The organism is Aeromicrobium sp. Leaf289 (assembly GCF_001423335.1).
GTDB lineage: Bacteria > Actinomycetota > Actinomycetes > Propionibacteriales > Nocardioidaceae > Aeromicrobium.
The window spans coordinates 461,431-483,000 of sequence record NZ_LMNK01000001.1; the positions used below are offsets into that span (position 1 = coordinate 461,431).

Here is a 21,570-nt window from a genome sequence, read left to right on the forward strand (position 1 = left end):
TCGGGTCGTGGGGCCGGGTGGCCCCCTGGATCGGTGTCACTGGTGCATGGTGCGGTCGGCGACGGCGTCGAGCGGCGTCAGGTCGAGTGGTCCCTCCAGGCGGAGGGCCCGGCCGAACGCCTTGCGGCGACGTGCCAGCTCCAGGCACCGAGGGTCGGGGTGCAGGTGCGCCCCTCGCCCCGGCATGGACCGCCGTGGATCGGGCGTGACGACCGTGGTCGTCTCCCCCGGGACCGCGACGAGTCGCACCAGAGCGGTCACTGCGTCGCGCGACCGGCAGCCGATGCACGTGCGAGTGACCAGGGTCGAGTCTACCCCGTCCGCGCTCATGCTCCGTTCTCGGGCCTCGACGCACCGGACGGGCGCGCTGGCCCCCCGGCCACGGAGGGGTCCTCGGTGTCGGACCGGATGTCGATGCGCCAGCCCGTGAGCTTCGCGGCGAGGCGGGCGTTCTGGCCCTCCTTGCCGATCGCGAGGGAGAGCTGGAAGTCGGGAACGACCACCCTCGCCGCACGAGCCTGCTCGTCGACCACCGTCACCTGCTTGACGCGCGACGGCGAGAGTGCGTGACCGATGTACGCAGCCGGCTCGTCGCTGTAGTCGACGATGTCGATCTTCTCGCCGTGCAGCTCGTGCATGACGTTGCGGACGCGCTGGCCCATCGGTCCGATGCAGGCGCCCTTGGCGTTGACCCCGGCCGCCTTGGCGCGCACGGCGATCTTCGTGCGATGTCCGGCCTCACGGGCCACGCCCATGATCTCGACCGCACCGTCGGCGATCTCGGGCACCTCCAGCGCGAACAGCAGGCGCACCAGGTTCGGGTGCGTGCGCGAGACCTTGACCCGCGGCCCACGCATGCCCTTCTCGACCTCGTACACGTAGGCCTTGATGCGCTCGCCGTGGGCGTACTTCTCCTCCGCCACGCGCTCGGACGCCGGCAGCAGCGCCTCGACACGGCCCAGGTCGATCATGACGTCGCCGGGCCGGCTGCCCTGCTGGATGACGCCGGAGACGATGTCGCCGACCTTGCCGGAGAACTCGCCGAACTTCTGCTCGTCCTCCGCGTCACGCAGACGCTGCATGATCAGCTGGCGCGCCACTGCGGCGGCGAACCGGCCGAAGTCCTCGGGGGTGTCGTCGAACTCCTCGGAGAACCGTGGCGGGGCCGGGGCGGTGGTGGGAGCGGGGGCCGGCTGGGCAGCGACGGTCCCGTCCGTGTCGGCCGCTGCGTCCTCGGCCGCGCCCTCCTGCCCGGTCTCCGTCGAGGTCCCAGTGTCGGGCGCGGTCTCGGGCGCGGTCTCGGGCCGGGCCTGCGGCTCGGGCTCGAGTCGCTCCTTCGCCCACACGGTGACGTGGCCGCTCGCGCGGTCGAGCACGACCCGCGCGTGGGAGTGGGCGTAGGGCGTCTTGTGGTAGGCCGACAGCAGCGCTGTCTCGATGGCCTCGACGACCACCTCGAAGGAGATGTCCTTCTCGCGTTCCAGCGCACGCAGTGCGCTCATGTCGATGTCCATCAGGAGTCCTTCTCGCGGTTCCGGTCGGTGGGGCGTGACGTGCCGGGCCGGCCCTGCACCGGCCGTCGGGGCTGCTTGGAGCGACCCGTCGTGGGGGCCTTGGGGGCACCCAGCTCCGGCGTCACGAGGGCACGGGCGACCTCGGAGTACTCCAGACGGCGCTGCTGGCCCTTGACGGTGAGCTCGACGCCCGTGTCGTCGCTGCCCACGACACGCCCCGTGACGGAGGGACCGTCGTGAAGCGTCACCGCCACCAGCCGGCCGACGTTGCGCCGCCAGTGCCGGGGCTCGGTCAGAGGGCGGTCGAGGCCACGGGAGGTGACCTCCAGCGTGTAGGGCTCCTCGCCCATGGCGCTGCCCTCGTCGAGAGCGGCGGACACGACGCGCGTGGCGTCGGTGATGAGGTCGATCGGGACGCCACCGTCGGCGTCGACCGCGATCCTCAGGAGGCGCTTGGACCCCGAGCGGGACAGCTCCACCGCCTCCAGGTCCAGTCCGAGCGGCGTCAGCGCGCCTCGGACCTCGTCCTCCACGCGGTCGGCCTGCGGGTCCGCCATCTCGAGCAGCCTCCTGTGTTCTGTTGTCGACACGTCACGTGCGGCGAGCCGAGGGGACGGCCTGCCGCAGGCGACCACTCTAGCGGTCACGGACTAGGCTGCCGTGGTGGTCAGCCGTCGCGTCGTCGTGGGGTCCGGGCTCGCCGTCGTCGCGGCCGGGGCGGGCCTGCACGTGGCCGGACGCGACGACGACCTGCTGCGTGCACTCGGCGCCCGCCCGCACCCGATCCCGGACGCGTCGGACACCGCGCTGCTGCGGACGGCGGCCTCCGAGCAGGTCTCGCTGGTGAGCGCCGTCGAGCAGCTCGGCGGCGCCGACGAGACCCTGGTGGACGTGCTGCGCGAGCAGCTGGAGGCGCTGGGTGGCCCTCCGGGCGGCTCCACTCCCCCGGCCTCGGAGATCACCGGCGGCGGCGCCGCCGTGGCGCGTGCCGTCGCGGCCGCCGCGCGACGCCGCGAGTCCGACGCGTTGACGGCGGTCTCCCCCGACCTCGCGCGGGTGCTGGCGTCCTTGGCCGCCGGCCAGGCCCAGGTCGCCCGGACGCTCGGACGTCGGGGCTGAGGGCGCGACCATGAGCACTCCGTCCCCGGTCGGCGCCCTTCAACGGCGCCTCGCCCTCGAGCACGAGGCGGTCTGGCTCGCCTCGCTGGTGGCCGGTCGCTTCTCGGCCCTGCGCGACGCCTCGAGCGACGCCCTCGTCCGCCACCGTCGGTCGCGGGACAGCCTGATCGCCCGGGTCGCGGCGGCGGGCGCCACGCCGGTGGGCCCGCAGGCGTCCTACGGCACCGCACCGGCGACGGCCGACGACGCTCGGCAGCGTCTGGCCGACGTCAGTGACCGGCTGTGCACGGCCACCCTGCCGCTCGTGACGCTCGGCGGAGCCGGCGACCGCCGCGAGGCCCTGGCCTCGCTGCGTGCCTCCGCGCTGGAGGCCATCGACTGGGGCGCCTCCCCGACCGCGTTCCCCGGACTCGGCTGACCCGGCCCGGCGGGCTGTGGTCCGTCGGGTCGATCAGCGGCACACGGCGCGCAGCTCGTCGACGAGACCCGCGACCGGCACGTCGCGTCGTGATCCCGTCGCGCGGTCCTTCACCTCGACGACACCGTCGGCCAGACCCTTGCCGACCACCACGATCGTGGGCATCCCGAGCAGCTCGGCGTCCTTGAACTTGACGCCAGGCGAGACCTTGGGCCGGTCGTCGTGGAGCACGGTGACGCCGGCGGCCTCGAGGTCGGCGACCAGCCGGTCGGCGGCCTCGAACTGCTCGGGCTGCTTGCCCGCCACGACGAGGTGCACGTCGTAGGGGGCGAGCTCGCGGGGCCAGACGATGCCGATCTCGTCGTGCGAGCTCTCCACCACGGCCGCCACGGCACGGGAGATCCCGACGCCGTAGGAGCCCATCGTGACCGTCACGAGCTTGCCGTTCTCGTCGAGCACCTGGAGCCCGAGGGCCTGCGCGTACTTGCGTCCCAGCTGGAAGATGTGGCCCATCTCGATGCCGCGGGCCAGCTCGAGCGGCCCGGAGCCGTCGGGAGCCGGGTCGCCGGCGCGCACCTCGGCGGCCTCGATCGTGCCGTCGGGCGTGAAGTCGCGGCCCGCCACGAGATCGACGACGTGGGACCCGCGGACGTTCGCACCCGTGACCCACCGGCTGCCCTCGACGACGCGGGGGTCGACGAGGTAGCGGATGCCGCTCTCGGACTCCGCGCCCAGGGCGGCCGGACCGATGTAGCCCTTGACCAGGAGCGGGTGCGCGGCGAAGTCGTCCTCGGTGAACGGCTCGACCTCGGCGGGCGAGACCTGGGTCTCCAGGCGCTTGGGGTCGACCTCGCGGTCGCCGGGCACGCCGATGGCGAGCGGCTCGCGGCTGCCGTCGGGGTGCCGCAGCACCACCAGCACGTTCTTGAGCGTGTCGCCCGCGTGCCAGGGTCGGTCCTCGCGCGGGAAGTGCTCCTGCAGGTGCGCGACGAGCGTCTCGATGGTGGGGGTGTCGGGGGTCTGCTCGGCGTGCGCAGCGGGCGCGTCGTCGAGGGGCAGGGGGTCGGGCACCACGGTGGTGACGGCCTCGACGTTCGCCGCGTAGCCGCCGGGGGAACGCACGAACGTGTCCTCGCCGACCTCGGCGACGGCGAGGAACTCCTCGCTGGCCGAGCCACCCATGGCTCCGGAGTCGGCGTGGACGATGACGTAGTCCAGCCCCAGCCGGTCGAAGATCCGGACGTAGGCCTCGCGGTGGGCCCGGTAGCTGGCCTCCAGGCCGGCGTCGTCGACGTCGAAGGAGTAGGAGTCCTTCATGACGAACTCGCGTCCGCGCAGGATGCCGGCACGGGGACGCGCCTCGTCGCGGTACTTCGTCTGGATCTGGTAGAGGCTCAGGGGCAGGTCCTTGTACGAGGAGTAGAGGTCCTTGACCAGGAGGGCGAACATCTCCTCGTGCGTGGGGCCGAGCAGCATGTCGGTCCCGCGGCGGTCCTTCAGCCGGAACAGGTTCGGGCCGTACTCGACCCAGCGGTTGGTGGCCTCGTAGGGCTCACGCGGGAGCAGCGCGGGGAACCGCACCTCCTGCGAGCCGATGGCGTCCATCTCCTCGCGGACGATCTGCTCGACCTTGGCGAGCACCTTGAGCCCCAGCGGCAGCCACGAGTAGATGCCGGGCGCCACGCGACGCACGTAGCCCGCCCGGACGAGCAGCTTGTGGCTCGGGACCTCCGCGTCGGCGGGGTCGTCTCGCAGGGTTCGCAGGAACAGCTGGGACATGCGCATGGACCGACCCTATCGAGGGTGTCGGCGGTACCTCGCGCGCGAGGTGGCCCAGGGTGGGGCCAGGGCGTGTCCTAGCCGCGGGACGCCTTGAGCGCGGTGCGCACGAGCGGGGCCTGCAGCGGCAGACGCGCGAGGGTGCCGACCTTCCACCCCGTCGACGCGCGCCGGCTGCGCACCGCGTCGGCCGCCATCTGCAGGTTCGCCGGGAACACCCCGACGAGCAGCGCGGCCGATGCCGTCCCGCCCGCACGACGGGTGCGGGGGTGGACGAGCAGGGCCGCGCACGCGATCTCCACCGCGCCGGAGCCCAGGACGAGCTCGCGCTTGTACGGCAGGGGCCTCGGGACCATCGACTCGAAGAGTGCCGGCTTCACGAAGTGGGCGACCCCCGCGGCGGCGAGGAGTCCGGCGAGCGCCTTCACGTCACGATCCATGCCCGCACCCTAGCGAGGTGACGCGTGGAAGGATCGGTCCCGGCCCTGCCGACCCGACCAGCCCCAGGAGTACTCCATGACCGTCATCGCCACCCTCGAGCTCCGGCTGCGGCCCGACCGGCTGGACGACGCGCCGGCCGTCCTCGAGGAGGTCCTCGCCGAGACCCGGGCCTTCCCCGGCAACCACGGGGTCGAGGTGCTGACGGACGTCGAGGACCCCACGCACGTCACCGCCCTCGAGCGCTGGGAGAGCCTGGAGCACGACGACGCCTACCGCACCTGGCGGGCGGGCGACGGGCAGCGTCCCGCGCTGGCCGCCCTGCTGGCTGCGGCACCCGTGCTCACCCGGTGGAGCACGTCGAGCTGACTCCGGACGCCTTAGAGCAGGATCGAGGCGAAGGTGTCGACCTGGCGCATCCCGACGCGGTCGTAGGTGGCGCGAGCCGGGGCGTTGAAGTCGTTGACGTAGAGCGTGACGTCGGGTGCGACGTCGCGCCGGACGAGGCGCACCACGCCCGCGAGTGCCGGGGCTGCGATCCCACGGCCGCGGTGGTCCGGGTGCACCCACACGCCCTGGAGCTGGCACACCCCGTCGACCGCGGCCCCGACCTCGGTCTTGAACAGCACCTGGCCGCGCTCGATGATCGCGAACGCCCAGCCTCGCGCGACGAGCTGCCCGACCCGAGCCCGGTAGCCGACGCTCCCGCCGGCCTCCGGGTCGATCCCGACCTCCTCGCGGAACATCGCGACGGAGGCGGGGTACAGCGCGTCGACCTCGTCGATCATGACGTGGCGGACCCGCGGGTCCGCCGGCAGAGCGGGGTCGTGGTCGATGGCGAGGAACGGCTGGTCGGCCCGGACCGAGCGCGCCGGGCCCCACAGCCCCTCCAGACGTGACCACAGCCGCAGCACCGCCTCCTGGGGACCCACCAGCGAGGCACTGCGGCGTCCGCCGGGGCCCGTGTCGGCGGCCAGGAGGTGCTCGGCGAAGCCGTCGATCGCCACCGCGTCGGCCTGAACCGGGACGAGGTTGGCGCCACTGTGGCAGGCGGCGACGAGCACGCCGTCCCGGAAGCAGCCGAGGATCGACCCGCCGAGCAGCACGTCGCGCAGCCCGGTCTCCGCGACGCGGTGCCGGACGAAGAGGTTGGCTCGCGCGTCGCGGGCGGTGAGCCGCACGAGGTCGGGGACGTCACCGGGGGTCAGCGCTCGGACCACCTGGTCTCCAGGCCCGGCGCCGGCACGCGCGTCGACCAGCTGGGTCATCGCGCACCTCCGTCCGTCCGCAGCACGGCGTGCCGAGACCTCGTCAGCGTAGCGCCGGAGGTGATCCCACGCCGTCCTACGATGAGTCATGACGTCACCTGGTCCCCTCGTCGTCGGTCACGACGGCTCCCGCTTCTCCGACTCCGCCCTCGCCTGGGCGCTCGACCACGCCGAGGCCGCTGGTCTGCCCGTGCACGTCGTGCGCGCCTGGTCGATCTCCACCGCCGCGCGCCCGGCCGACGCCCGCCCCGGCTTCGTCCCGGGCGTCGACGAGCTGGGCCGCGCCACGCAGGCCGCGCTCGAGGCCGACACCGCCGACGCCCGTGCGGCGCACCCCGACGTGCCGGTCACCCTCGAGGCCGTGCACGGGCCCGCGGACGACACCCTGCTCGAGGCGTCGCGCGGCGCCACCATGGTCGTGATCGGCCCCCGCGGCCTGGGCGGCTTCGCCGGGCTGCTGCTCGGCTCGGTCAGCGACCGGCTGGTCCGACACGCGTCGTGCCCCGTACTGGTGCTGCGCGGTCAGGACGACGCCTCCGCGCCGCGGTCACGGCCGATCGACAGCGTGGTCGACTAGCGGCGGTCGTCCGGGCCTCAGCCCGACACGTCGACCGAGGCGGTGGCGCCCTCCACGGGCTCCATCGTCTCGGCGATGCGCATGGCCTCCTCGATGAGGGTCTCGACGATCTTGCTCTCGGGCACGGTCTTGATGACCTCGCCCTTGACGAAGATCTGACCCTTGCCGTTGCCCGAGGCGACACCGAGGTCGGCCTCGCGAGCCTCGCCCGGTCCGTTGACGACGCAGCCCATGACGGCCACGCGCAGCGGGACCTCGAGGCCGTCGAGCCCGGCCGTGACCTGCTCGGCCAGCGTGTACACGTCGACCTGCGCGCGACCGCACGACGGGCACGAGACGATCTCCAGCTTGCGCGGGCGCAGGTTGAGCGACTGCAGGATCTGGATGCCGACCTTTACCTCCTCGACCGGCGGTGCCGACAGGGAGACCCGGATCGTGTCGCCGATGCCGTTGCCCAGCAGGTGCCCGAAGGCCACGGCGCTCTTGATGGTGCCCTGGAACGCCGGACCGGCCTCCGTGACGCCGAGGTGCAGCGGCCAGTCGCCTCGCTCGGAGAGCAGCTCGTAGGCCTTCACCATGATCACGGGGTCGTTGTGCTTGACCGAGATCTTGAAGTCGTGGAAGTCGTGCTCCTCGAACAGCGAGGCCTCCCACACGGCAGACTCCACGAGCGCCTCGGGCGTGGCCTTGCCGTACTTCTCGAGCAGGCGCTTGTCGAGGCTGCCGGCGTTGACGCCGATGCGCAGCGAGACCCCGGCATCCTTGGCGGCCTTCGCGATCGCGCCGACCTGGTCGTCGAACTTGCGGATGTTGCCCGGGTTCACGCGCACGGCGGCACAGCCGGCGTCGATGGCCGCGAACACGTACTTCGGCTGGAAGTGGATGTCGGCGATCACGGGGATCTGCGACTTGCGCGCGATGTCGGGAAGTGCGTCGGCGTCGTCCTGGCTCGGGCACGCCACACGCACGATGTCGCAGCCGGCGGCCGTCAGCTCGGCGATCTGCTGCAGGGTGCTGTTGACGTCGGAGGTGAGCGTCGTGGTCATGGACTGCACCGACACCGGGGCGTCGCCGCCCACGTCGATCGAGCCGACCTTGATCTTGCGGGTCTTGCGCCGCGGCGTGAGGACGGGCGGCGGCGCCTCGGGCATGCCGAGCGATACGGGGATGCTCACGAGATGCTCACCGGGTTCACGATGTCGGCGTAGATCAGGATGACGCTCATGACCATCAGGATGCCACCCACCACGTAGGCGACCGGCAGCATCCTCGCCACGTCGACGTATCCGGGGTCGGGACGCCTCCGCAGCCGCGCCCAGCCCCGCCGGATCGCCTCCCACAGGGCGCCCGCGATGTGACCACCGTCGAGCGGCAGCAGCGGGATGAAGTTGAACAGCGCGAGGAAGAGGTTCAGCGAGGCGAGCAGACCGAGGATCCGCTGCGCCCGCTCGGACCACGTGGGTTCGTCGACGGTGACCAGCTCGCCGGCCACGCGGCTCGCGCCGACCACGCTGATCGGTCCGTCGGCCGGGCGCTCGGCACCGAAGGCGGCCTTGGTGACCTCGACCATCCGCACCGGGAGGTGGGCGATGGCGTCGGCCGTGGCCACCACCTGCTCACCCATCACCTCGGCCACGGTGCCGGGTCCCTGGCGTTGCATCGCCTGGGTGGGCTCCACGCCGAGGAACCCGACGCGCTCGGTGCGCTCGGGGTCGTCGACCGACGCCCGGGCCAGGACCGTGGTGGGCACCTCCGCGGCGATCTCGCGACCGTCCCGCTCCACGACGATCCGCGCCTCGTCGCCACCGTTGCCGCGGATGAGCCCCGAGAGCTGCTCCCACGAGGTGATCCGCTCGCCGTTGAACGAGACGAACCGGTCCCCCGGCTGGAGACCGGCCTGCTTGGCCGGCGTGACGGGGTCGGCGTCGGTGCACGTGCGACCGGCCTCGGCGTCGCTGATGGCACAGTCCGAGACCGCCGCCACGGTGGTGGTGGGGGTGAGCGCGCCGAAGCCCATGAGGACGACGGCGAACAGCACGACCGCGATGGCCACGTTCACCATGGGGCCGCCGGCCATCACGATGAGCTTCTGCCACCACGGCTTCTTGTAGAACAGCCGGTCGGCGTCGTCCTCGTCGACGAGCTCGTACTCGGCGTGGCGGGCGTCGCTCACCAGCTGGGTGAACAGGCCGGTGTTCGTGTCGCGGACCCGTTCGGGTGCCGTCGCTCCCCCGACGGGCACGTCTTCCTGCGAACGCCGCTCCGGCGGGAGCATGCCGACGAGCTTCACGTAGCCGCCGAGCGGGATCGACTTGATGCCGTACTCGGTCTCGCCGCGTCGGAACGACCAGACCGTGTTGCCGAACCCGACGAAGTACTGGGTGACCTTGATGCCGAACTTCTTCGCCGGGTACAGGTGGCCGAGCTCGTGCAGGGCGATCGAGGCGATGACGCCGAGGACGAAGACGACGACGCCGAGGGCGTAGACGAGCCCGGTCACGCGCGGGTCCCGCCCGGTGCTGTCACGGTGTTCGATCGCATGGAAGCTTCCTCCACCAGGGCCCTCGCCCGGTCCCGGGCTCGGGTGTCGGCCTCGAGCACGAGGTCGAGGGTCAGGTCGGCGTGGGCGACGTCGGGGTCGTCGAGGTGCTCGGCCAGGACCGCTCCCACGGTGTCAACGATGCCAAGGAAGTCCAACTCGCCGGCCACGAAGGCGTCGACGCACACCTCGTTGGCCGCGTTGAGCACCGCCGGCGCCGTCCGACCGTGCTCCCCCGCCTGGCGCGCCAGGCGGACGGCGGGGAACGCGATCTCGTCCAGGGGGAAGAACTCCCAGGCGGTCGGGGCGCTCCAGTCGCAGGCCCGGGCCGAGCCGGGCACGCGCTCGGGCCAGGCCAGCCCGAGGGCGATGGGCAGGCGCATGTCGGGCGGCGAGGCCTGGACCATCGTGGACCCGTCGACGTACTCGACCATGGAGTGCACGACCGACGACGGGTGCACGACCACGTCGATGCGGTCGAAGCCGATGCCGAACAGCAGGTGCGCCTCGATCACCTCGAGACCCTTGTTGACGAGCGTGGCCGAGTTGATCGTGATGACCGGACCCATGTCCCACGTCGGGTGCGCCATGGCCTGCTCGGGCGTGACGTCGGCCAGCTCGTCGCGGGTCCGCCCACGGAACGGTCCACCACTGGCCGTCACCAGGAGACGCTGGACGTCCTCGATCCGTTCGCCACGCAGGGCCTGCGCGATGGCCGAGTGCTCGGAGTCGACCGGAACGATCTGACCCGGTGCGGCGAGGGAGGTGACCAGGTCGCCTCCGACGATCAGGGACTCCTTGTTGGCGAGGGCGAGCGTGGTCCCGGTCTCGAGCGCGGCCAGCGTCGGCCTGAGCCCGACGGCCCCGGTCATGCCGTTGAGCACGACGTCGACGTCGGCCCGGGCCACCTCGGTGGCGGCGTCCGGTCCGGCGAGCAGCTTCGGGAGGCGGTGGTCGCCCTCGGACCACCCGCGTCGCTTGGCCTCGGCGTAGAGCGCCAGCTGCACGTCCTGGGCGGCGGTGGCCCTGGCCACCGAGACCAGCTCCACCTCGTGCCGGATCGCCTGGGCGGCCAGCAGGCCCGGGTCCGAGCCGCCGGCTGCGAGCGCCACCACGTCGAACCGCTCCGGGGCGGCCTCGACCACCTCCAGGGCCTGGGTACCGATGGAGCCGGTGGAACCGAGAATGGCGACACGCTTTCGCATGTCGCCATTCTCTCTCACCGGCACCGGGTGTCCCGCCCGGGCGCCGGAGGTCTCATCGCCGTCGGGTCACTTGACCTCGGACCGACGGATCAGCCAGATGCCCAGTGCCAGCGGGATCACGAACCAGATGACCCCGGACGTGCCCAGCTGTGCCCACTCCTCGCCGGTGAGGTTGCCCTCGAACAGCTTGCTCTGCGAGAAGTTGAAGTCGATCCACGGCTGCAGGTCCTTGAACCAGTCCTGGAACGCGGCCAGGATCCCGAACACGGTCGGCAGGACGAAGCCGTACACGAAGTAGCCGACGATCGCGGCGGGCGTGTTCCGGAACAGTGCGCCGAGGGTGAAGCCCAGCAGCAGGCCCAGGATGTTGGCCAGCAGGATCGTGAGGAACTGGGTGAGCGTGACGTCCCAGTCGGCGTCGATCCCGTTGATCGCGGCACCGGCGAGGTTGCCGACCGCGCCGATCGCGAAGGCCACCAGCACGGAGATGATGCCGACGAGCACCGAGGCGACGATCTTGGCGTTGATGATCGAGCCGCGGTGCGGCACGAGCGTGAACGTCGTCAGGCCGCTGCGCTGGCTCCACTCACCCGTGACGGACAGGATCGCCACCACCGGCAGGAGGATGCCGAGCGGCACGCCGAAGGCGGTCGCGAAGACGGCGTAGGAGATGACGCTGTCGGGAGCGAACGCGATCACCGAGACGGCCGCGATCAGCGACAGCACGACGATGCTGATCATCAGCCAGCGACCGGCGCGGGTGTCGAACATCTTGCGCAGCTCGACCCGGACGAGCCGGGCGAACGGGATGCCGGGACGGTCGGTGGAGACCGACGCGGGCAGCGGGCTTGCGGTGGTGGCGCTCATGCCACGCCTCCTTCGGTGGTGGTCTTCTCGCGCTGGGTCGAGGACGTGAGCTCGAGGAACATGTCCTCGAGCCCCGCGCCTCCGGCAGGCCGGAGCTCGACGAGGGCGACGCCGGCCGCGAGGGCGGCCTGGCCGACCTGCTCGGCGCCGACGGCGACCTGCAGGCCGCCCTGGACGGCGGTGGGCTGCTGCCCGGCGCCCACGAGCGCCTTCTGCAGCTGCTCGTCGTCGACCGAGTGGACGAAGGTGGAGTCCGCTCCGCCGCGTGCGCGGTGCATGAGCTCGTCCTTCGTGCCCTGGGCGACGATCTTGCCGTGGCCGATGACGATGATCTCGTCGGCGATGATCTCGATCTCGTGCAGCAGGTGCGAGCTCAGCAGCACCGTGCCGCCGCGGTCGGCGTAGTGGCGCAGCAGGCTGCGCATCCAGTGGATGCCGGCCGGGTCGAGACCGTTGGCCGGCTCGTCGAGGATGAGCACCTTGGGATCGCCGAGCAGCGCGTTGGCGATGCCGAGTCGCTGGCGCATGCCGAGCGAATAGTTCTTCACCCGGCGCTTGGACTCGGTGTCGCTCAGGCTGACGAGCTCGAGCATCTCGTCGACGCGGCTGCTGGGCAGACCCATGGTCAGGGCCGACAGGGTGAGGATCTCGCGGCCGGTACGGCCGGCGTGCTGCGCCGAGGCGTCGAGGAGCACGCCGACCTGCGTGCCCGGGTTGGGGATGTCGCGGTAGTCGACGCCGTCGATGAGGGCCTGGCCGACGGAGGCCGGGGTGAGGCCGGTCATGATGCGCATCGTCGTCGACTTGCCGGCACCGTTCGGCCCGAGGAAGCCGGTGACGGCCCCTGGGCGACAGGTGAAGCTGACGTCGTCGACGGCGGTGAAGCCGGCGTACGTCTTGGTGAGGTTCTGGACCTGGATCATGACCCCAGCCTGCCCGACGTGGTGCGTCGTGGGCATCCGCCACGCAGCCACGATCCGGTCGCCGAAAGTATGAGGCTCGCCGGCCGGGTGGACGTGGCACGGCCCGCACCCACGTCGGTAGCGTGACGCCGGTGAGCCCCCCGCCCCCGACCGTGACGCGATGGGGGCAGGTCTGGCGACTCCTGCTCGTGCTCGCGGTCACGGGCCTGTCGTGGGTCGAGCTCGCCCCGTGGCAGCTCGCCAACGCGCCCGGGTGGTTCGCTGCCGACATCGCGATCGGGGTGGTGAGCACGGTGGCCACCTTCCGGTGGCGGCACCGCTTCCCGGTGGCGACCGCGCTGGTCACCAACGTCGTGAGCATCGTGTCGTTCAGCTCCGGGGGCGCGGCGAGCCTCGCGCTCGTGTCGCTGGCCACGCGCCGACGCTGGCGCGAGATCGTCCCCGTCACGATCGTGGTGGCGCTGACGATCCCGGTCGTGGTGGCCATCAACCCGGTCCCGGGGCCCGACCCACGACTCGACGCCGCCGTGGTGGTCGTCGTCATCGGCCTCATGGTGGCGGTGGGGCTCTACGTCGGGTCGCGGCGTGAGCTGCTGGCCACGCTCCGCTCCAGGGCCGAGATCGCCGAGGCGGAGCAGGCGGCGAAGGTGGCGCAGGCCCGCGGCGCCGAGCGCACGCGCATCGCCCGGGAGATGCACGACGTGCTCGCGCACCGGATCTCGCTGGTCACCATGCACGCGGGGGCGCTGGCCTACCGGGACGACCTCCCGCCGGAGCAGGTGCGTGAGGCCGCCCGCACGATCCAGGAGACGGCCCACCAGGCCATGACCGAGCTGAGGGGTGTGCTCGGCGTGCTCCGCGACGGTCCCGGCGACGCGGCCCCCGAGCTGCCGCAGCCGTCCGCGGGCGACCTGCGGATCCTCGTGGAGGAGTGGGCGCGTGCCGGGATGCGCGTCGACCTGTCGGTGGACGGCGATCTCGACGACGTTCCCGACGCGGAGGGCCGCACGATCTTCCGCGTCGTGCAGGAGGGTCTCACCAACGCGCACAAGCACGCGACCGACACCGCCGTCACGGTGCGCGTGGAGGCCGAGGGCGGAGCGGGTGTGCGGGCCGTGGTGACGAACCCGCTGCGCGTCGGCACCACCCGCACCACGGCGCCACCACCGGGGGCCGGCCTGGGCCTGGTGGGCCTGCGGGAGCGGGTGGAGCTCGCCGGCGGTCGGCTGACGCAGAAGGTGACGCCCGACCAGCGCTACGTGCTCGAGGCGTGGGTACCGTGGCCGGCGTGACCCGGCTGCTCCTCGTCGACGACGACGCACTGGTGCGAGCCGGCCTGGCGCTCATGCTCGGCGGGTCCGACGAGCTCGAGGTCGTCGCCGAGGCGTCCAACGGCCGCGAGGCGGTCGCCCGGGTCCGCGAGGGCGACGTCGACGTGGTGCTGATGGACCTGCGGATGCCGGTGATGGACGGGATCGACGCGACCGCCGCGATCGTCGCCCTGCCCTCGGCGCCCCGCGTCCTGGTGCTGACCACCTTCGACGCCGACGACTACGTCGTGCGGGCACTGGCCGCAGGGGCGCACGGGTTCCTCCTGAAGGACACCCCGCCGGCGCAGATCGTCGAGGCCATCGCCACGGTGACCTCCGGCGAGCCCGCGCTGTCGCCGGCGATCACCCGTCGACTCATCGAGCAGGTGACGGACGGGTCGGGCGACGGCCGCGAGACGCGGGCCACGGTCCTGGTGGCGTCGCTGACCGACCGCGAGCGCGACGTGGCCCGGGCGATCGGGAGAGGCGCGTCCAACGCCGAGATCGCCTCGGAGCTGCACCTCAGCCTCGCGACCGTGAAGGCGCACATCTCCCACCTCTTCACCAAGCTGGACGCCGTGAACCGGGTGCAGGTGGCGATCACGATGCACGACGCGGGCCTCCTGTAGCGCACGGCACGTCGTCTGGAGGTGCCTGCAGCGATCCACCTCTCTAGCGTGGAGGCATGTCCTCGACGCTGACCGACCTGGCCGACACGATCCTCGACAAGACGGTGCTGCCCGGGTACTCCAGCATCGGACCGCGGCTGCGTCGTCGCTGGTGGCCGGCCGACCCCGAGCCCGACTCGCTCCGAGGTCGCCACGTGGTCGTGACGGGAGCGAGCGGTGGCCTGGGCGCCGCGGCGGCGACGGGACTCGCCGAGCTCGGCGCCACCGTGCACCTGGTGGGACGCAAGGCCGACCGCCTGGCTGACGCCGCCGGCGAGATCCGCCGCTCGCTGCCGTCGGCCGAGCTCCGCGAGGAGGTGTGCGACGTCAGCGACCTCGACGACGTGCGCCGCTACGCGGATCGTCTTCGGGCCGACCTCGGCGCGCTGCACGCGATCGTGCACGACGCCGGCGTCATGCCGACCGAGCGCACGGAGTCGGCGCAGGGTCACGAGCTGACGCTCGCCACGCACGTGCTCGGCCCGCTCCTGCTCACCGAGCTCGTCCGCCCGCTGCTCGAGGCGGCCGACGACGGGCGCGTCGTGTGGGTCTCGTCGGGCGGCATGTACACCGCCCCGCTCACGGCGGCACTCGTGGACGACCTGCAGTACCGCGAGGGCACCTACGACGGCGTGCGTGCCTACGCCCGCACGAAGCGGCTGCAGGTCGTGGTGGCCGAGCTGCTCGCCCAGCGGCACCCGACGCTGCCGAGCCACTCGATGCACCCCGGCTGGGCGCAGACGCCCGGCATCACCGACTCCCTGCCCGGCTTCGCCAAGGTCCTGGGGCCGGTGCTCCGCACGGCCGCCGAGGGCGCCGACACCATGGTCTGGCTGGCCGCGGTGCCCACGTCACGGACCGGGCAGGACGGGTTCTGGTGCGACCGCCGACGTCGCTCGCCGCACTACGCCCCGTGGCCGAAGGAGGACCCGGCTCTTCGGCGCCGCGTCTGGGACCGCGTGGCCACCTGGGCCGGACTCGACGTCGAGGGCTCCTGAGCGCTCCCCCTGCCGGTCGTCTCGACGGGATGTGGACGACCCGCCGCCTCCGCTGGGCCTGCACGCGCTGCTGCGTCGCTGTGGCCGGGTCATGCCTTGCTGCTGCGTCGCTGTGGCCCGGTCCTGCCTTGCTGCTGCGTTGCTGCGGCTGCGAGTGGACCTGCGCTCCGAAAGGGCCTCGACCGGCGGCGGGGTCCGGGCTCGGTCGGGCCCTCGGAGCGTGGCTCGGGGTGACGCAAGATTCTGCGTTCGTGCGTGAGAGGGCGAAGGATGCTGCGTTCGCTACGGGATCCCGTCACCAACGCAGCATCGTTCGGGCTTCCGCACGTGAAGGCAGAATCCTGCGTCCGCGGGGCGATGGTGCACGACGGTTGGGCAGGGATTCTCCCTTCTCGTGGACCGTTCCACGCAGAAGGAGAATCACTGCCCTCCAGGGCGCCATTTCGTCGCCACGATGCTTCCTTCGCGAGGCACGGTCCACGCGAAGGAAGCATCGTGCGCGGATCACGCGCAGAGGAAGAATCGTGGCCGCGCCCCGCAGACCCACCCGAGACCAGACCCCCGCTCCGGTCGAGGCCCTTTCGGAGAGCAGGTCGACTCGCAGCCACAGCGACGCAGCCGCAGGAGAACGCGAAGCCACAGCGACGCAGCATCGAGCGAACGCCCACCAGGAGCGACGCAGCAGTGAGCGAACGCCCAGCCGAGGCGACGCAGCAGCGGCTCGGTCAGAGCACGGGGCGGCGCTCCAGCAGCGGCTCGACCACGTCGGCCGCGTGCCGCAGGACCGCGTCGCGATAGCCCGCGGTGTCGTCGGCCAGGGCCATCGCGGCATCACCCGACCCGGCCTGCCGGACCAGGTCCAGCGGGTGCACGTCGTCGCCGACCCGCACCACGGGTCCGTCGTCGGAGGGGACCACGACCACCACGCCGTCGGGAGCGGGCAGGGCACCGATGCGGATGCAGGCGCACACCACGAGGACCCGGTCGACGTCGTCGACCTGGACGCCCACCTCGTCACCCGGACGGACGCCGAGCATGCCGAGTCCGGACGCGAGCGAGGCGGACCGCTCCAGGAGCCGGGCGAAGGTGAGACGCCCGGCTGCCGGGTCGTCCGCACCGCCGCTGACGACGTGACCGTCCAGCAGGTCGAAGCCGAGGCTGGCCATCAGCGTCCCCGGAACACGGGCGTGCGCTTCTCGGCACGCGCCTGGGCGGCTTCACGCACGTCGTCGCTGGCCCACACGTCGCGGAAGCTCTGCTCGATCGCCGCATCGTCGTGATGGGTGCCGTTGAGCACGAGCTTGTTGTGGGCGAGCGTGAGCGGCGCCAGCGTGGCGATCTCGTGCGCCCAGGCCAACGCGTCGTCGAGGGTCCCGGCCCGGTCGACCAGCCCGTGGGACAGGGCCTCGTCGCGGTCGATCAGCTCGCCGGCGAGCATCATCCGACGCGCCGGACCTGTGCCGGAGAGCGCCGCGAGCGTGCGGATGGTCCAGGCGTCCACCGCCATGCCGTTGCGCGCGGTCGGCACTCCGAACCGCGCGGTGTCGTCACCCACGCGCAGGTCGCACGCGATGGCCAGCTGCGTCCCCGCGCCGATGGCGGGCCCGTTGACGGCGGCGACGATGGGGACCGGCAGCAGCGCCAGGCCGTGCAGCATGCCGTACAGCGCCTCCAGGAACTCGTCCCCGTACACGCCACCGAGGTCGGCGCCGGAGCAGAACGCGGTGCCCTGACCGGTGATGACGATCGCCCGGGCTCCCCCGGCCGCCGGTCCGTCACCGACGGCGTCGCGTGCCGCCTCGTCGATCGCGCGGCACAGGTCGAGGTTCAGGGCGTTGCGACGCTCTTCGCGCTGCAGCTCCAGGACGACGACGTCGCCGTCGCGGTGGACTCCCAGCATGGTGCTCCTTCGGTCGGCTCGCGGCCACGCTACCGACCGCGCCGGCGTCGCTCCGCACGACCTGTCCGACGTGACCTGGAGCACATCGCGTCGTTGATGGGGACATGACGGTCACTCGTCGCGCCCTGCTGCGCTCCGGAACCCTGCTCGGCACGGCGGCCGTGGTCGGCCTGCCGTCGATCTCGCGGGCGGCGGTGTCGCCGGCCTCGTCGGCGGGCACCACGCTGGCGGGACGCCTCGTGCGCGGCACCCCCGGCCCCGGTGGGTACGCGCGTCTGGTGACGGCTGATGGGGAGCCGCACGTCGTCCGGGCCGATCTCGGGGCGACCCCGGGCGACGCGCGGGCCACCGGCCGCCAGGCCGTGGTCTCGTTCGTCCACCTCACCGACGTGCACGTGATCGACGCGCAGTCCCCGATGCGCGTGGAGTACCTCGACCGTCTCGACGACGCCTACTCCCCCGGAGACCCCACGCTCGGCGGGCTCCTCACGTCGAGCTACCGGCCCCAGGAGATGCTCACGGCCCAGACGAGCGACGCGATGGTCCGCGCCGTCAACGACGTGACCGCGGGACCGGTCACCGGCAGCCCGCTGGCGTTCGCGATCCAGACCGGCGACAACTCCGACAACTGCCAGTACAACGAGGTCCGCTGGAACATCGACGTCCTCGACGGCGGCCGGCCGGTCCGGCCCGACTCGGGCAACCCGAACCGGTGGGAGGGCGTGCACGACAGCGGCACGTCCGACACGCACTACTGGCACCCCGAGGGCGGGAAGAACGACCAGTACCGCTCGCGCTACGGGTTCCCGGCGAAGAACGGCCTGCTCGACGCCGCGCGCCGGCCCTTCACCCCCGAGGGTCTCTCGATGCCCTGGTACTCGGTGTTCGGCAACCACGACGGCCTCGTGCAGGGCAACTTCCCGCAGACCCTGCCCCTCGGCCTGGTCGGCACCGGCCCGCTCAAGGCGACCAGCCTGCCGCCCGGGCTGTCCCAGGCCGACGTCCTCGACGCGCTCCGTACCGCGAACGCCACGCCGCTGCTTGGAGCCCTGTCGTTGCTGTCGGCACGCCTGGTGTCAGCCGACCCGGCGCGCCGCTCGTTGACCCGCAAGCAGGTCGTGGACGAGCACTTCCGGACCAGCGGCGCCCCGGTGGGCCACGGCTTCACGGCGGAGAACCGGTCGAAGGGCACGGCGTACTACACGTTCGACCAGGGCTCCCTCCGTTGCGTCGTGCTCGACACCGTGAACCCCAACGGGTACGCCGACGGCTCCATCGACGCGGCGCAGGCGGCGTGGCTGGAGCAGGTGCTCACGGCATCGACCGACCGGTACGTCATGGTCTTCAGCCACCACACGTCGGCCACGATGACCAACCCGCTCGTGCTCACGGGCGGCGACGCGCAGGTCCGCGTGCTCGGTCCGGCCGTCGTCTCGACCTTGCTGGCGCACCCGAACGTGGTGGCGTGGGTGAACGGGCACACGCACAAGAACGCGATCACGGCGCACGCCCGCCCCGACGGCTCGGGCGGGTTCTACGAGATGAGCTGCGCCTCGCACGTCGACTTCCCGCAGCAGTCGCGACTCGTGGAGCTCGTCGACAACCGCGACGGCACGCTCTCGATCTTCACGACGATGGTCGACCACGCCGGAGCCGAGCAGCACTCCGGGCTCGCGAGCACCGTCGAGCTGGCGTCCCTCTCGCGCGAGCTCGCTGCCAACGACCCCCAGCAGCGCACCGCCGGCTACGAGGGCAAGGCCGCCGACCGCAACACCGAGCTGGTGCTGCCGAACCCGCTGGCCTGAGCCGCAGGAGTCAGTCGCCGGTGGCGGCGAGCTGGCCGCAGGCGGCGTCGATCTCGTCGCCGCGGGTGTCACGGATGGTGGTGCTGATGCCCCGGGCGTCGAGACGACGGACGAACTCGTCCATGTCCTCGTCGCGGGAGCGGGTGAACTGCGAGCCGGGGACCTCGTTGAGCGGGATGAGGTTCACGTGCACCCAGGCGCGGCCACCGTGGGCGATGAGGACGTCGGCCAGCTTGTCCGCGCGCCACGCCTGGTCGTTGATGTCGCGCATCATGGCGTACTCGATGGACACCCGGCGTCCGGTCACGTCGAAGAAGTAGCGCGCCGCCGAGACCGCGTCGTCGACGCTGTGCCGCGTGTTGATCGGCACCAGCTCGTCGCGCAGCTCGTCGTCGGGTGCGTGCAGCGAGAGCGCGAGCGTGACCGGCACGCCCTCGTCGGCCAGCTGGCGCATGCGCGGGGCGAGGCCGACGGTGCTCACGGTGATGTTGCGGGCCGACATGCCGAGGCCGTCGGGGGCGGACGACGTCATGCGTCGCACCGCACCGACCAGGGCCTTGTAGTTGGCGAGCGGCTCCCCCATGCCCATGAACACGACGTTGGAGAGACGGCCGGGGCCGCCCGCCACGAGCCCGTTCGCCATCGCGGCCGCGGCGTCGACGACCTGGTCGACGATCTCGGCGGTGCTCATGTTGCGCTGGAGCCCGCCCTGGCCGGTGGCGCAGAACGGGCAGGCCATGCCGCAGCCGGCCTGGCTGGAGACGCAGACGGTCGCCCGCTCGCTGTACCGCATCAGCACGGACTCGACGAGGGCACCGTCGAACAGGCGCCACAGCGTCTTGCGGGTCGCGCCCTTGTCAGCCTCCTGCGAGCGCACCGGGGTGAGCAGCGGCGGCAGCAGGGCCTCGGCGATCGCGTCACGCTGCGCGGCGGGGAGGTCGGTCATGGCCTCGGGGTCGCGCTGCAGCCGGGCGAAGTAGTGGTGCGCGACCTGCTTGACGCGGTACGCGGGCAGGCCGAGCTCCTCGGCCGCGGCCTTGCGCTCCTCGGCCGAGAAGTCGGCGAGGTGCCGCGGCGGCTTGCCGCGGCCACGGGGAGGCTCGAGGACGAGCGGCAGGGTCTTGATGGGCTCGCTCACCGGCCCATCCTCCCAGGCCGACACCAGCCGTGTCGAAACGTCGGACGGGGCGCGGCGACGCGGGTCAGGCGGCGGGCACGGGGTCCTTGGCGAGATCGGCCACGAAGTCGAGCTTCGTGAGCACCGGCTCCGGGATCACGAAGGGATAGAGGTCGTCGGCACCCATCGCCCGGTTGATCTGGTTCAGCGCCGTCGACAGGGGCACCCAGACGCCCCGGACCAGGTCGCTGAACAGGCTGAACGCCGTCGGGTCGACCGTCGTCAGCCCGTAGGCGCGGGCGGTCTCGACGGTGTCGCTGATGTGCATCCAGTGCGCGAAGGTCTCGGCGAAGTCCTCGAACGGGTGCATCGTCGCGTAGGTGCTGATGTAGGACTCCTGCCAGTCGTCGGGCGGGCCCTCGGCGTAGTGGCGGTCGATCTCGGCCTGGTAGTCCTTCGACTCGTCACCGAACAGCTCTCGGCACGCGGTCATGCGCTCGTCGCCACGGACCAGCACGGACTCGAAGTAGTGCCCCACCTCGTGCCGCAGGTGCCCCAGCATCGTGCGGTACGGCTCGGCCAGCTCGGCCTGCACCTTCTTGCGGTGCGCGTCGTCCCCCTCGGCGAGGTCGATCGTGATGACGCCGTCGGCGTGGCCGATGACCACGTTCTCCTCGACGCTGGACAGCATGTCGAAGCACAGGCCCTGCTCGGGGTCCTCGTCGCGCGTGGTGATGGGCAGGCCGCGCGCGTCGAGCTCCACCACGAGGCGACGCTTCGCGGCCTCGGCCACCGGGTACTGCGAGAGCCCCTCGAGGTCGTCGTCGGACGGTCGCGTGCGCGTGAGGTCGCAGCTGAAGCACTGACCGCCCTCGAGTCGCGCCAGCCACGTGCAGCCGGAGAGGTTGAGGTTCACGCACACGTGCCACACGAGACCCTCGGCGTCGACGTGGCGACCGTCCTCGTCGACGGGCACGATCTCGTGCTCGACGCGGGAGTAGCCGAGCGCGGTCCCGCACGAGACGCACACGGAGTTCTCGAAGAACAGAGGGTTGCCGCACACACGGCAGGAGAAGGCCTTCACCGGCCCCATCATCCGGGCCGCGGCCCGCCGGCGCACCTCGG

Annotated in this window: 23 protein-coding genes; 8 read left to right on the forward strand and 15 right to left on the reverse strand. The window is 72.2% G+C overall.

From position 1 onward, the window contains the following. Positions 1–36: 36 nt before the first annotated feature. The 3 genes from ASF37_RS02160 to rimP are packed head-to-tail and all read right to left on the reverse strand — an operon-like array spanning position 37 to position 2,071. Entirely contained in the window at positions 37–330 is a 294-nt protein-coding gene (locus tag ASF37_RS02160) for a YlxR family protein (RefSeq protein WP_056576927.1), read from the reverse strand. Next, positions 327–1,514 (reverse strand): transcription termination factor NusA, encoded by a 1,188-nt coding sequence (nusA, locus tag ASF37_RS02165; RefSeq protein ID WP_056578916.1) that lies wholly within the window; start codon positions 1,512–1,514, stop codon positions 327–329. The genes ASF37_RS02160 and nusA overlap by 4 nt, the downstream gene beginning before the upstream one ends. Continuing rightward, positions 1,514–2,071, reverse strand: coding sequence for a ribosome maturation factor RimP (gene rimP, locus ASF37_RS02170; RefSeq protein WP_082480782.1), 558 nt, complete (start codon positions 2,069–2,071; stop codon positions 1,514–1,516). Before rimP ends, nusA begins: the two co-directional genes overlap by 1 nt. A 106-nt stretch (positions 2,072–2,177) precedes the next feature. Between rimP and ASF37_RS02175 the strand changes: the two genes are divergently transcribed. Together ASF37_RS02175 and ASF37_RS02180 are read left to right on the forward strand one after the other, a co-directional pair. Continuing rightward, on the forward strand, positions 2,178–2,633 hold the full coding sequence (locus ASF37_RS02175; RefSeq protein ID WP_156366934.1) for a hypothetical protein: 456 nt from the start codon (positions 2,178–2,180) through the stop codon (positions 2,631–2,633). Between the two features lie 10 nt (positions 2,634–2,643). Then, the gene (locus ASF37_RS02180; protein ID WP_056578919.1) at positions 2,644–3,051 is read left to right on the forward strand and encodes a DUF4439 domain-containing protein; all 408 of its coding nucleotides are present in this window, start codon (positions 2,644–2,646) and stop codon (positions 3,049–3,051) included. Between the two features lie 33 nt (positions 3,052–3,084). On the opposite strand, the gene ASF37_RS02185 is transcribed toward ASF37_RS02180, so the two are convergent. Next, positions 3,085–4,830 (reverse strand): proline--tRNA ligase, encoded by a 1,746-nt coding sequence (locus tag ASF37_RS02185; protein WP_200931171.1) that lies wholly within the window; start codon positions 4,828–4,830, stop codon positions 3,085–3,087. 77 nt (positions 4,831–4,907) lie between these two features. Beyond that, positions 4,908–5,270: a MauE/DoxX family redox-associated membrane protein gene (locus ASF37_RS02190; protein ID WP_055967404.1), complete on the reverse strand. Its 363-nt coding sequence runs from the start codon at positions 5,268–5,270 to the stop codon at positions 4,908–4,910. Positions 5,271–5,346: 76 nt separating this feature from the next. Here ASF37_RS02190 and ASF37_RS02195 point away from each other — a divergent pair, with 76 nt between their 5' ends. After that, positions 5,347–5,637, forward strand: a complete 291-nt coding sequence (locus tag ASF37_RS02195; RefSeq protein WP_055967401.1) for a putative quinol monooxygenase — start codon at positions 5,347–5,349, stop codon at positions 5,635–5,637. Positions 5,638–5,648: 11 nt separating this feature from the next. Here ASF37_RS02195 and ASF37_RS02200 read toward each other — a convergent pair whose 3' ends face one another. Then, a complete protein-coding gene (locus tag ASF37_RS02200; RefSeq protein WP_055967397.1) occupies positions 5,649–6,536 on the reverse strand; it encodes a DUF4081 domain-containing GNAT family N-acetyltransferase in 888 nt (295 codons plus the stop codon). A gap of 88 nt (positions 6,537–6,624) precedes the next feature. Here ASF37_RS02200 and ASF37_RS02205 point away from each other — a divergent pair, with 88 nt between their 5' ends. Then, complete coding sequence (locus ASF37_RS02205) at positions 6,625–7,113, forward strand: universal stress protein (RefSeq protein WP_055967394.1); 489 nt, start codon at positions 6,625–6,627, stop codon at positions 7,111–7,113. Between the two features lie 17 nt (positions 7,114–7,130). On the opposite strand, the gene ispG is transcribed toward ASF37_RS02205, so the two are convergent. The 5 genes from ispG to ASF37_RS02230 all read right to left on the reverse strand — a co-directional run bounded on the left by ispG (position 7,131) and on the right by ASF37_RS02230 (position 12,647). After that, positions 7,131–8,282: a flavodoxin-dependent (E)-4-hydroxy-3-methylbut-2-enyl-diphosphate synthase gene (gene ispG, locus ASF37_RS02210; RefSeq protein WP_055968544.1), complete on the reverse strand. Its 1,152-nt coding sequence runs from the start codon at positions 8,280–8,282 to the stop codon at positions 7,131–7,133. A 2-nt stretch (positions 8,283–8,284) separates the two neighbouring features. Next, the gene (locus tag ASF37_RS02215) at positions 8,285–9,613 is read right to left on the reverse strand and encodes an RIP metalloprotease (protein ID WP_056578924.1); all 1,329 of its coding nucleotides are present in this window, start codon (positions 9,611–9,613) and stop codon (positions 8,285–8,287) included. Next, positions 9,610–10,857, reverse strand: a complete 1,248-nt coding sequence (gene dxr, locus ASF37_RS02220) for a 1-deoxy-D-xylulose-5-phosphate reductoisomerase (protein WP_056554174.1) — start codon at positions 10,855–10,857, stop codon at positions 9,610–9,612. The genes ASF37_RS02215 and dxr overlap by 4 nt, the downstream gene beginning before the upstream one ends. Positions 10,858–10,923: 66 nt before the next feature. After that, a complete protein-coding gene (locus tag ASF37_RS02225; protein WP_055967388.1) occupies positions 10,924–11,724 on the reverse strand; it encodes an ABC transporter permease subunit in 801 nt (266 codons plus the stop codon). Beyond that, the gene (locus tag ASF37_RS02230) at positions 11,721–12,647 is read right to left on the reverse strand and encodes an ATP-binding cassette domain-containing protein (protein WP_055967386.1); all 927 of its coding nucleotides are present in this window, start codon (positions 12,645–12,647) and stop codon (positions 11,721–11,723) included. The genes ASF37_RS02225 and ASF37_RS02230 overlap by 4 nt, the downstream gene beginning before the upstream one ends. A gap of 131 nt (positions 12,648–12,778) precedes the next feature. Here ASF37_RS02230 and ASF37_RS02235 point away from each other — a divergent pair, with 131 nt between their 5' ends. The 3 genes from ASF37_RS02235 to ASF37_RS02245 are packed head-to-tail and all read left to right on the forward strand — an operon-like array spanning position 12,779 to position 15,623. Then, positions 12,779–13,939 (forward strand): sensor histidine kinase, encoded by a 1,161-nt coding sequence (locus tag ASF37_RS02235; protein WP_235497746.1) that lies wholly within the window; start codon positions 12,779–12,781, stop codon positions 13,937–13,939. Continuing rightward, positions 13,936–14,586: a response regulator transcription factor gene (locus ASF37_RS02240; RefSeq protein ID WP_200931158.1), complete on the forward strand. Its 651-nt coding sequence runs from the start codon at positions 13,936–13,938 to the stop codon at positions 14,584–14,586. The genes ASF37_RS02235 and ASF37_RS02240 overlap by 4 nt, the downstream gene beginning before the upstream one ends. Before the next feature lie 56 nt (positions 14,587–14,642). Then, positions 14,643–15,623, forward strand: a complete 981-nt coding sequence (locus ASF37_RS02245) for an SDR family NAD(P)-dependent oxidoreductase (protein WP_056578927.1) — start codon at positions 14,643–14,645, stop codon at positions 15,621–15,623. Between the two features lie 725 nt (positions 15,624–16,348). Here the strand turns inward: ASF37_RS02245 and ASF37_RS02250 are convergent. Together ASF37_RS02250 and ASF37_RS02255 are read right to left on the reverse strand one after the other, a co-directional pair. Further along, positions 16,349–16,789 carry an AMP-binding protein gene (locus ASF37_RS02250; RefSeq protein WP_056578930.1) on the reverse strand — a complete coding sequence of 147 codons (441 nt, stop codon included), beginning with the start codon at positions 16,787–16,789 and terminating at the stop codon, positions 16,349–16,351. Then, positions 16,789–17,523: an enoyl-CoA hydratase gene (locus ASF37_RS02255; protein WP_055967374.1), complete on the reverse strand. Its 735-nt coding sequence runs from the start codon at positions 17,521–17,523 to the stop codon at positions 16,789–16,791. The genes ASF37_RS02250 and ASF37_RS02255 overlap by 1 nt, the downstream gene beginning before the upstream one ends. Before the next feature lie 104 nt (positions 17,524–17,627). On the opposite strand from ASF37_RS02255, the gene ASF37_RS02260 reads away from it, so the two are divergent. Continuing rightward, entirely contained in the window at positions 17,628–19,328 is a 1,701-nt protein-coding gene (locus ASF37_RS02260) for a TIGR03767 family metallophosphoesterase (RefSeq protein ID WP_056554164.1), read from the forward strand. 10 nt (positions 19,329–19,338) lie between these two features. Here the strand turns inward: ASF37_RS02260 and rlmN are convergent, their stop codons facing one another. Together rlmN and ASF37_RS02270 are read right to left on the reverse strand one after the other, a co-directional pair. Beyond that, the gene (rlmN, locus tag ASF37_RS02265) at positions 19,339–20,454 is read right to left on the reverse strand and encodes a 23S rRNA (adenine(2503)-C(2))-methyltransferase RlmN (RefSeq protein ID WP_200931172.1); all 1,116 of its coding nucleotides are present in this window, start codon (positions 20,452–20,454) and stop codon (positions 19,339–19,341) included. A gap of 76 nt (positions 20,455–20,530) precedes the next feature. Next, on the reverse strand, positions 20,531–21,529 hold the full coding sequence (locus ASF37_RS02270) for a putative zinc-binding metallopeptidase (protein ID WP_056578936.1): 999 nt from the start codon (positions 21,527–21,529) through the stop codon (positions 20,531–20,533). Positions 21,530–21,570 lie beyond the last annotated feature (41 nt).

What these genes read in the sequence shown, in the direction of transcription:
- ASF37_RS02230 (WP_055967386.1), bottom strand. Translation starts at nt 12,647, where the DNA reads ATGATCCAGGTCCAGAACCTCACCAAGACGTACGCCGGCTTCACCGCC.
- nusA (WP_056578916.1), bottom strand. Translation starts at nt 1,514, where the DNA reads ATGGACATCGACATGAGCGCACTGCGTGCGCTGGAACGCGAGAAGGAC.
- ASF37_RS02255 (WP_055967374.1), bottom strand. Translation starts at nt 17,523, where the DNA reads ATGCTGGGAGTCCACCGCGACGGCGACGTCGTCGTCCTGGAGCTGCAG.
- ASF37_RS02250 (WP_056578930.1), bottom strand. Translation starts at nt 16,789, where the DNA reads ATGGCCAGCCTCGGCTTCGACCTGCTGGACGGTCACGTCGTCAGCGGC.
- ASF37_RS02260 (WP_056554164.1), top strand. Translation starts at nt 17,628, where the DNA reads ATGACGGTCACTCGTCGCGCCCTGCTGCGCTCCGGAACCCTGCTCGGC.
- ASF37_RS02225 (WP_055967388.1), bottom strand. Translation starts at nt 11,724, where the DNA reads ATGAGCGCCACCACCGCAAGCCCGCTGCCCGCGTCGGTCTCCACCGAC.
- dxr (WP_056554174.1), bottom strand. Translation starts at nt 10,857, where the DNA reads ATGCGAAAGCGTGTCGCCATTCTCGGTTCCACCGGCTCCATCGGTACC.
- ASF37_RS02195 (WP_055967401.1), top strand. Translation starts at nt 5,347, where the DNA reads ATGACCGTCATCGCCACCCTCGAGCTCCGGCTGCGGCCCGACCGGCTG.
- rimP (WP_082480782.1), bottom strand. Translation starts at nt 2,071, where the DNA reads ATGGCGGACCCGCAGGCCGACCGCGTGGAGGACGAGGTCCGAGGCGCG.
- ASF37_RS02180 (WP_056578919.1), top strand. Translation starts at nt 2,644, where the DNA reads ATGAGCACTCCGTCCCCGGTCGGCGCCCTTCAACGGCGCCTCGCCCTC.
- ASF37_RS02245 (WP_056578927.1), top strand. Translation starts at nt 14,643, where the DNA reads ATGTCCTCGACGCTGACCGACCTGGCCGACACGATCCTCGACAAGACG.
- ASF37_RS02190 (WP_055967404.1), bottom strand. Translation starts at nt 5,270, where the DNA reads ATGGATCGTGACGTGAAGGCGCTCGCCGGACTCCTCGCCGCCGCGGGG.
- ASF37_RS02185 (WP_200931171.1), bottom strand. Translation starts at nt 4,830, where the DNA reads ATGTCCCAGCTGTTCCTGCGAACCCTGCGAGACGACCCCGCCGACGCG.
- ASF37_RS02200 (WP_055967397.1), bottom strand. Translation starts at nt 6,536, where the DNA reads ATGACCCAGCTGGTCGACGCGCGTGCCGGCGCCGGGCCTGGAGACCAG.
- ASF37_RS02205 (WP_055967394.1), top strand. Translation starts at nt 6,625, where the DNA reads ATGACGTCACCTGGTCCCCTCGTCGTCGGTCACGACGGCTCCCGCTTC.
- ASF37_RS02160 (WP_056576927.1), bottom strand. Translation starts at nt 330, where the DNA reads ATGAGCGCGGACGGGGTAGACTCGACCCTGGTCACTCGCACGTGCATC.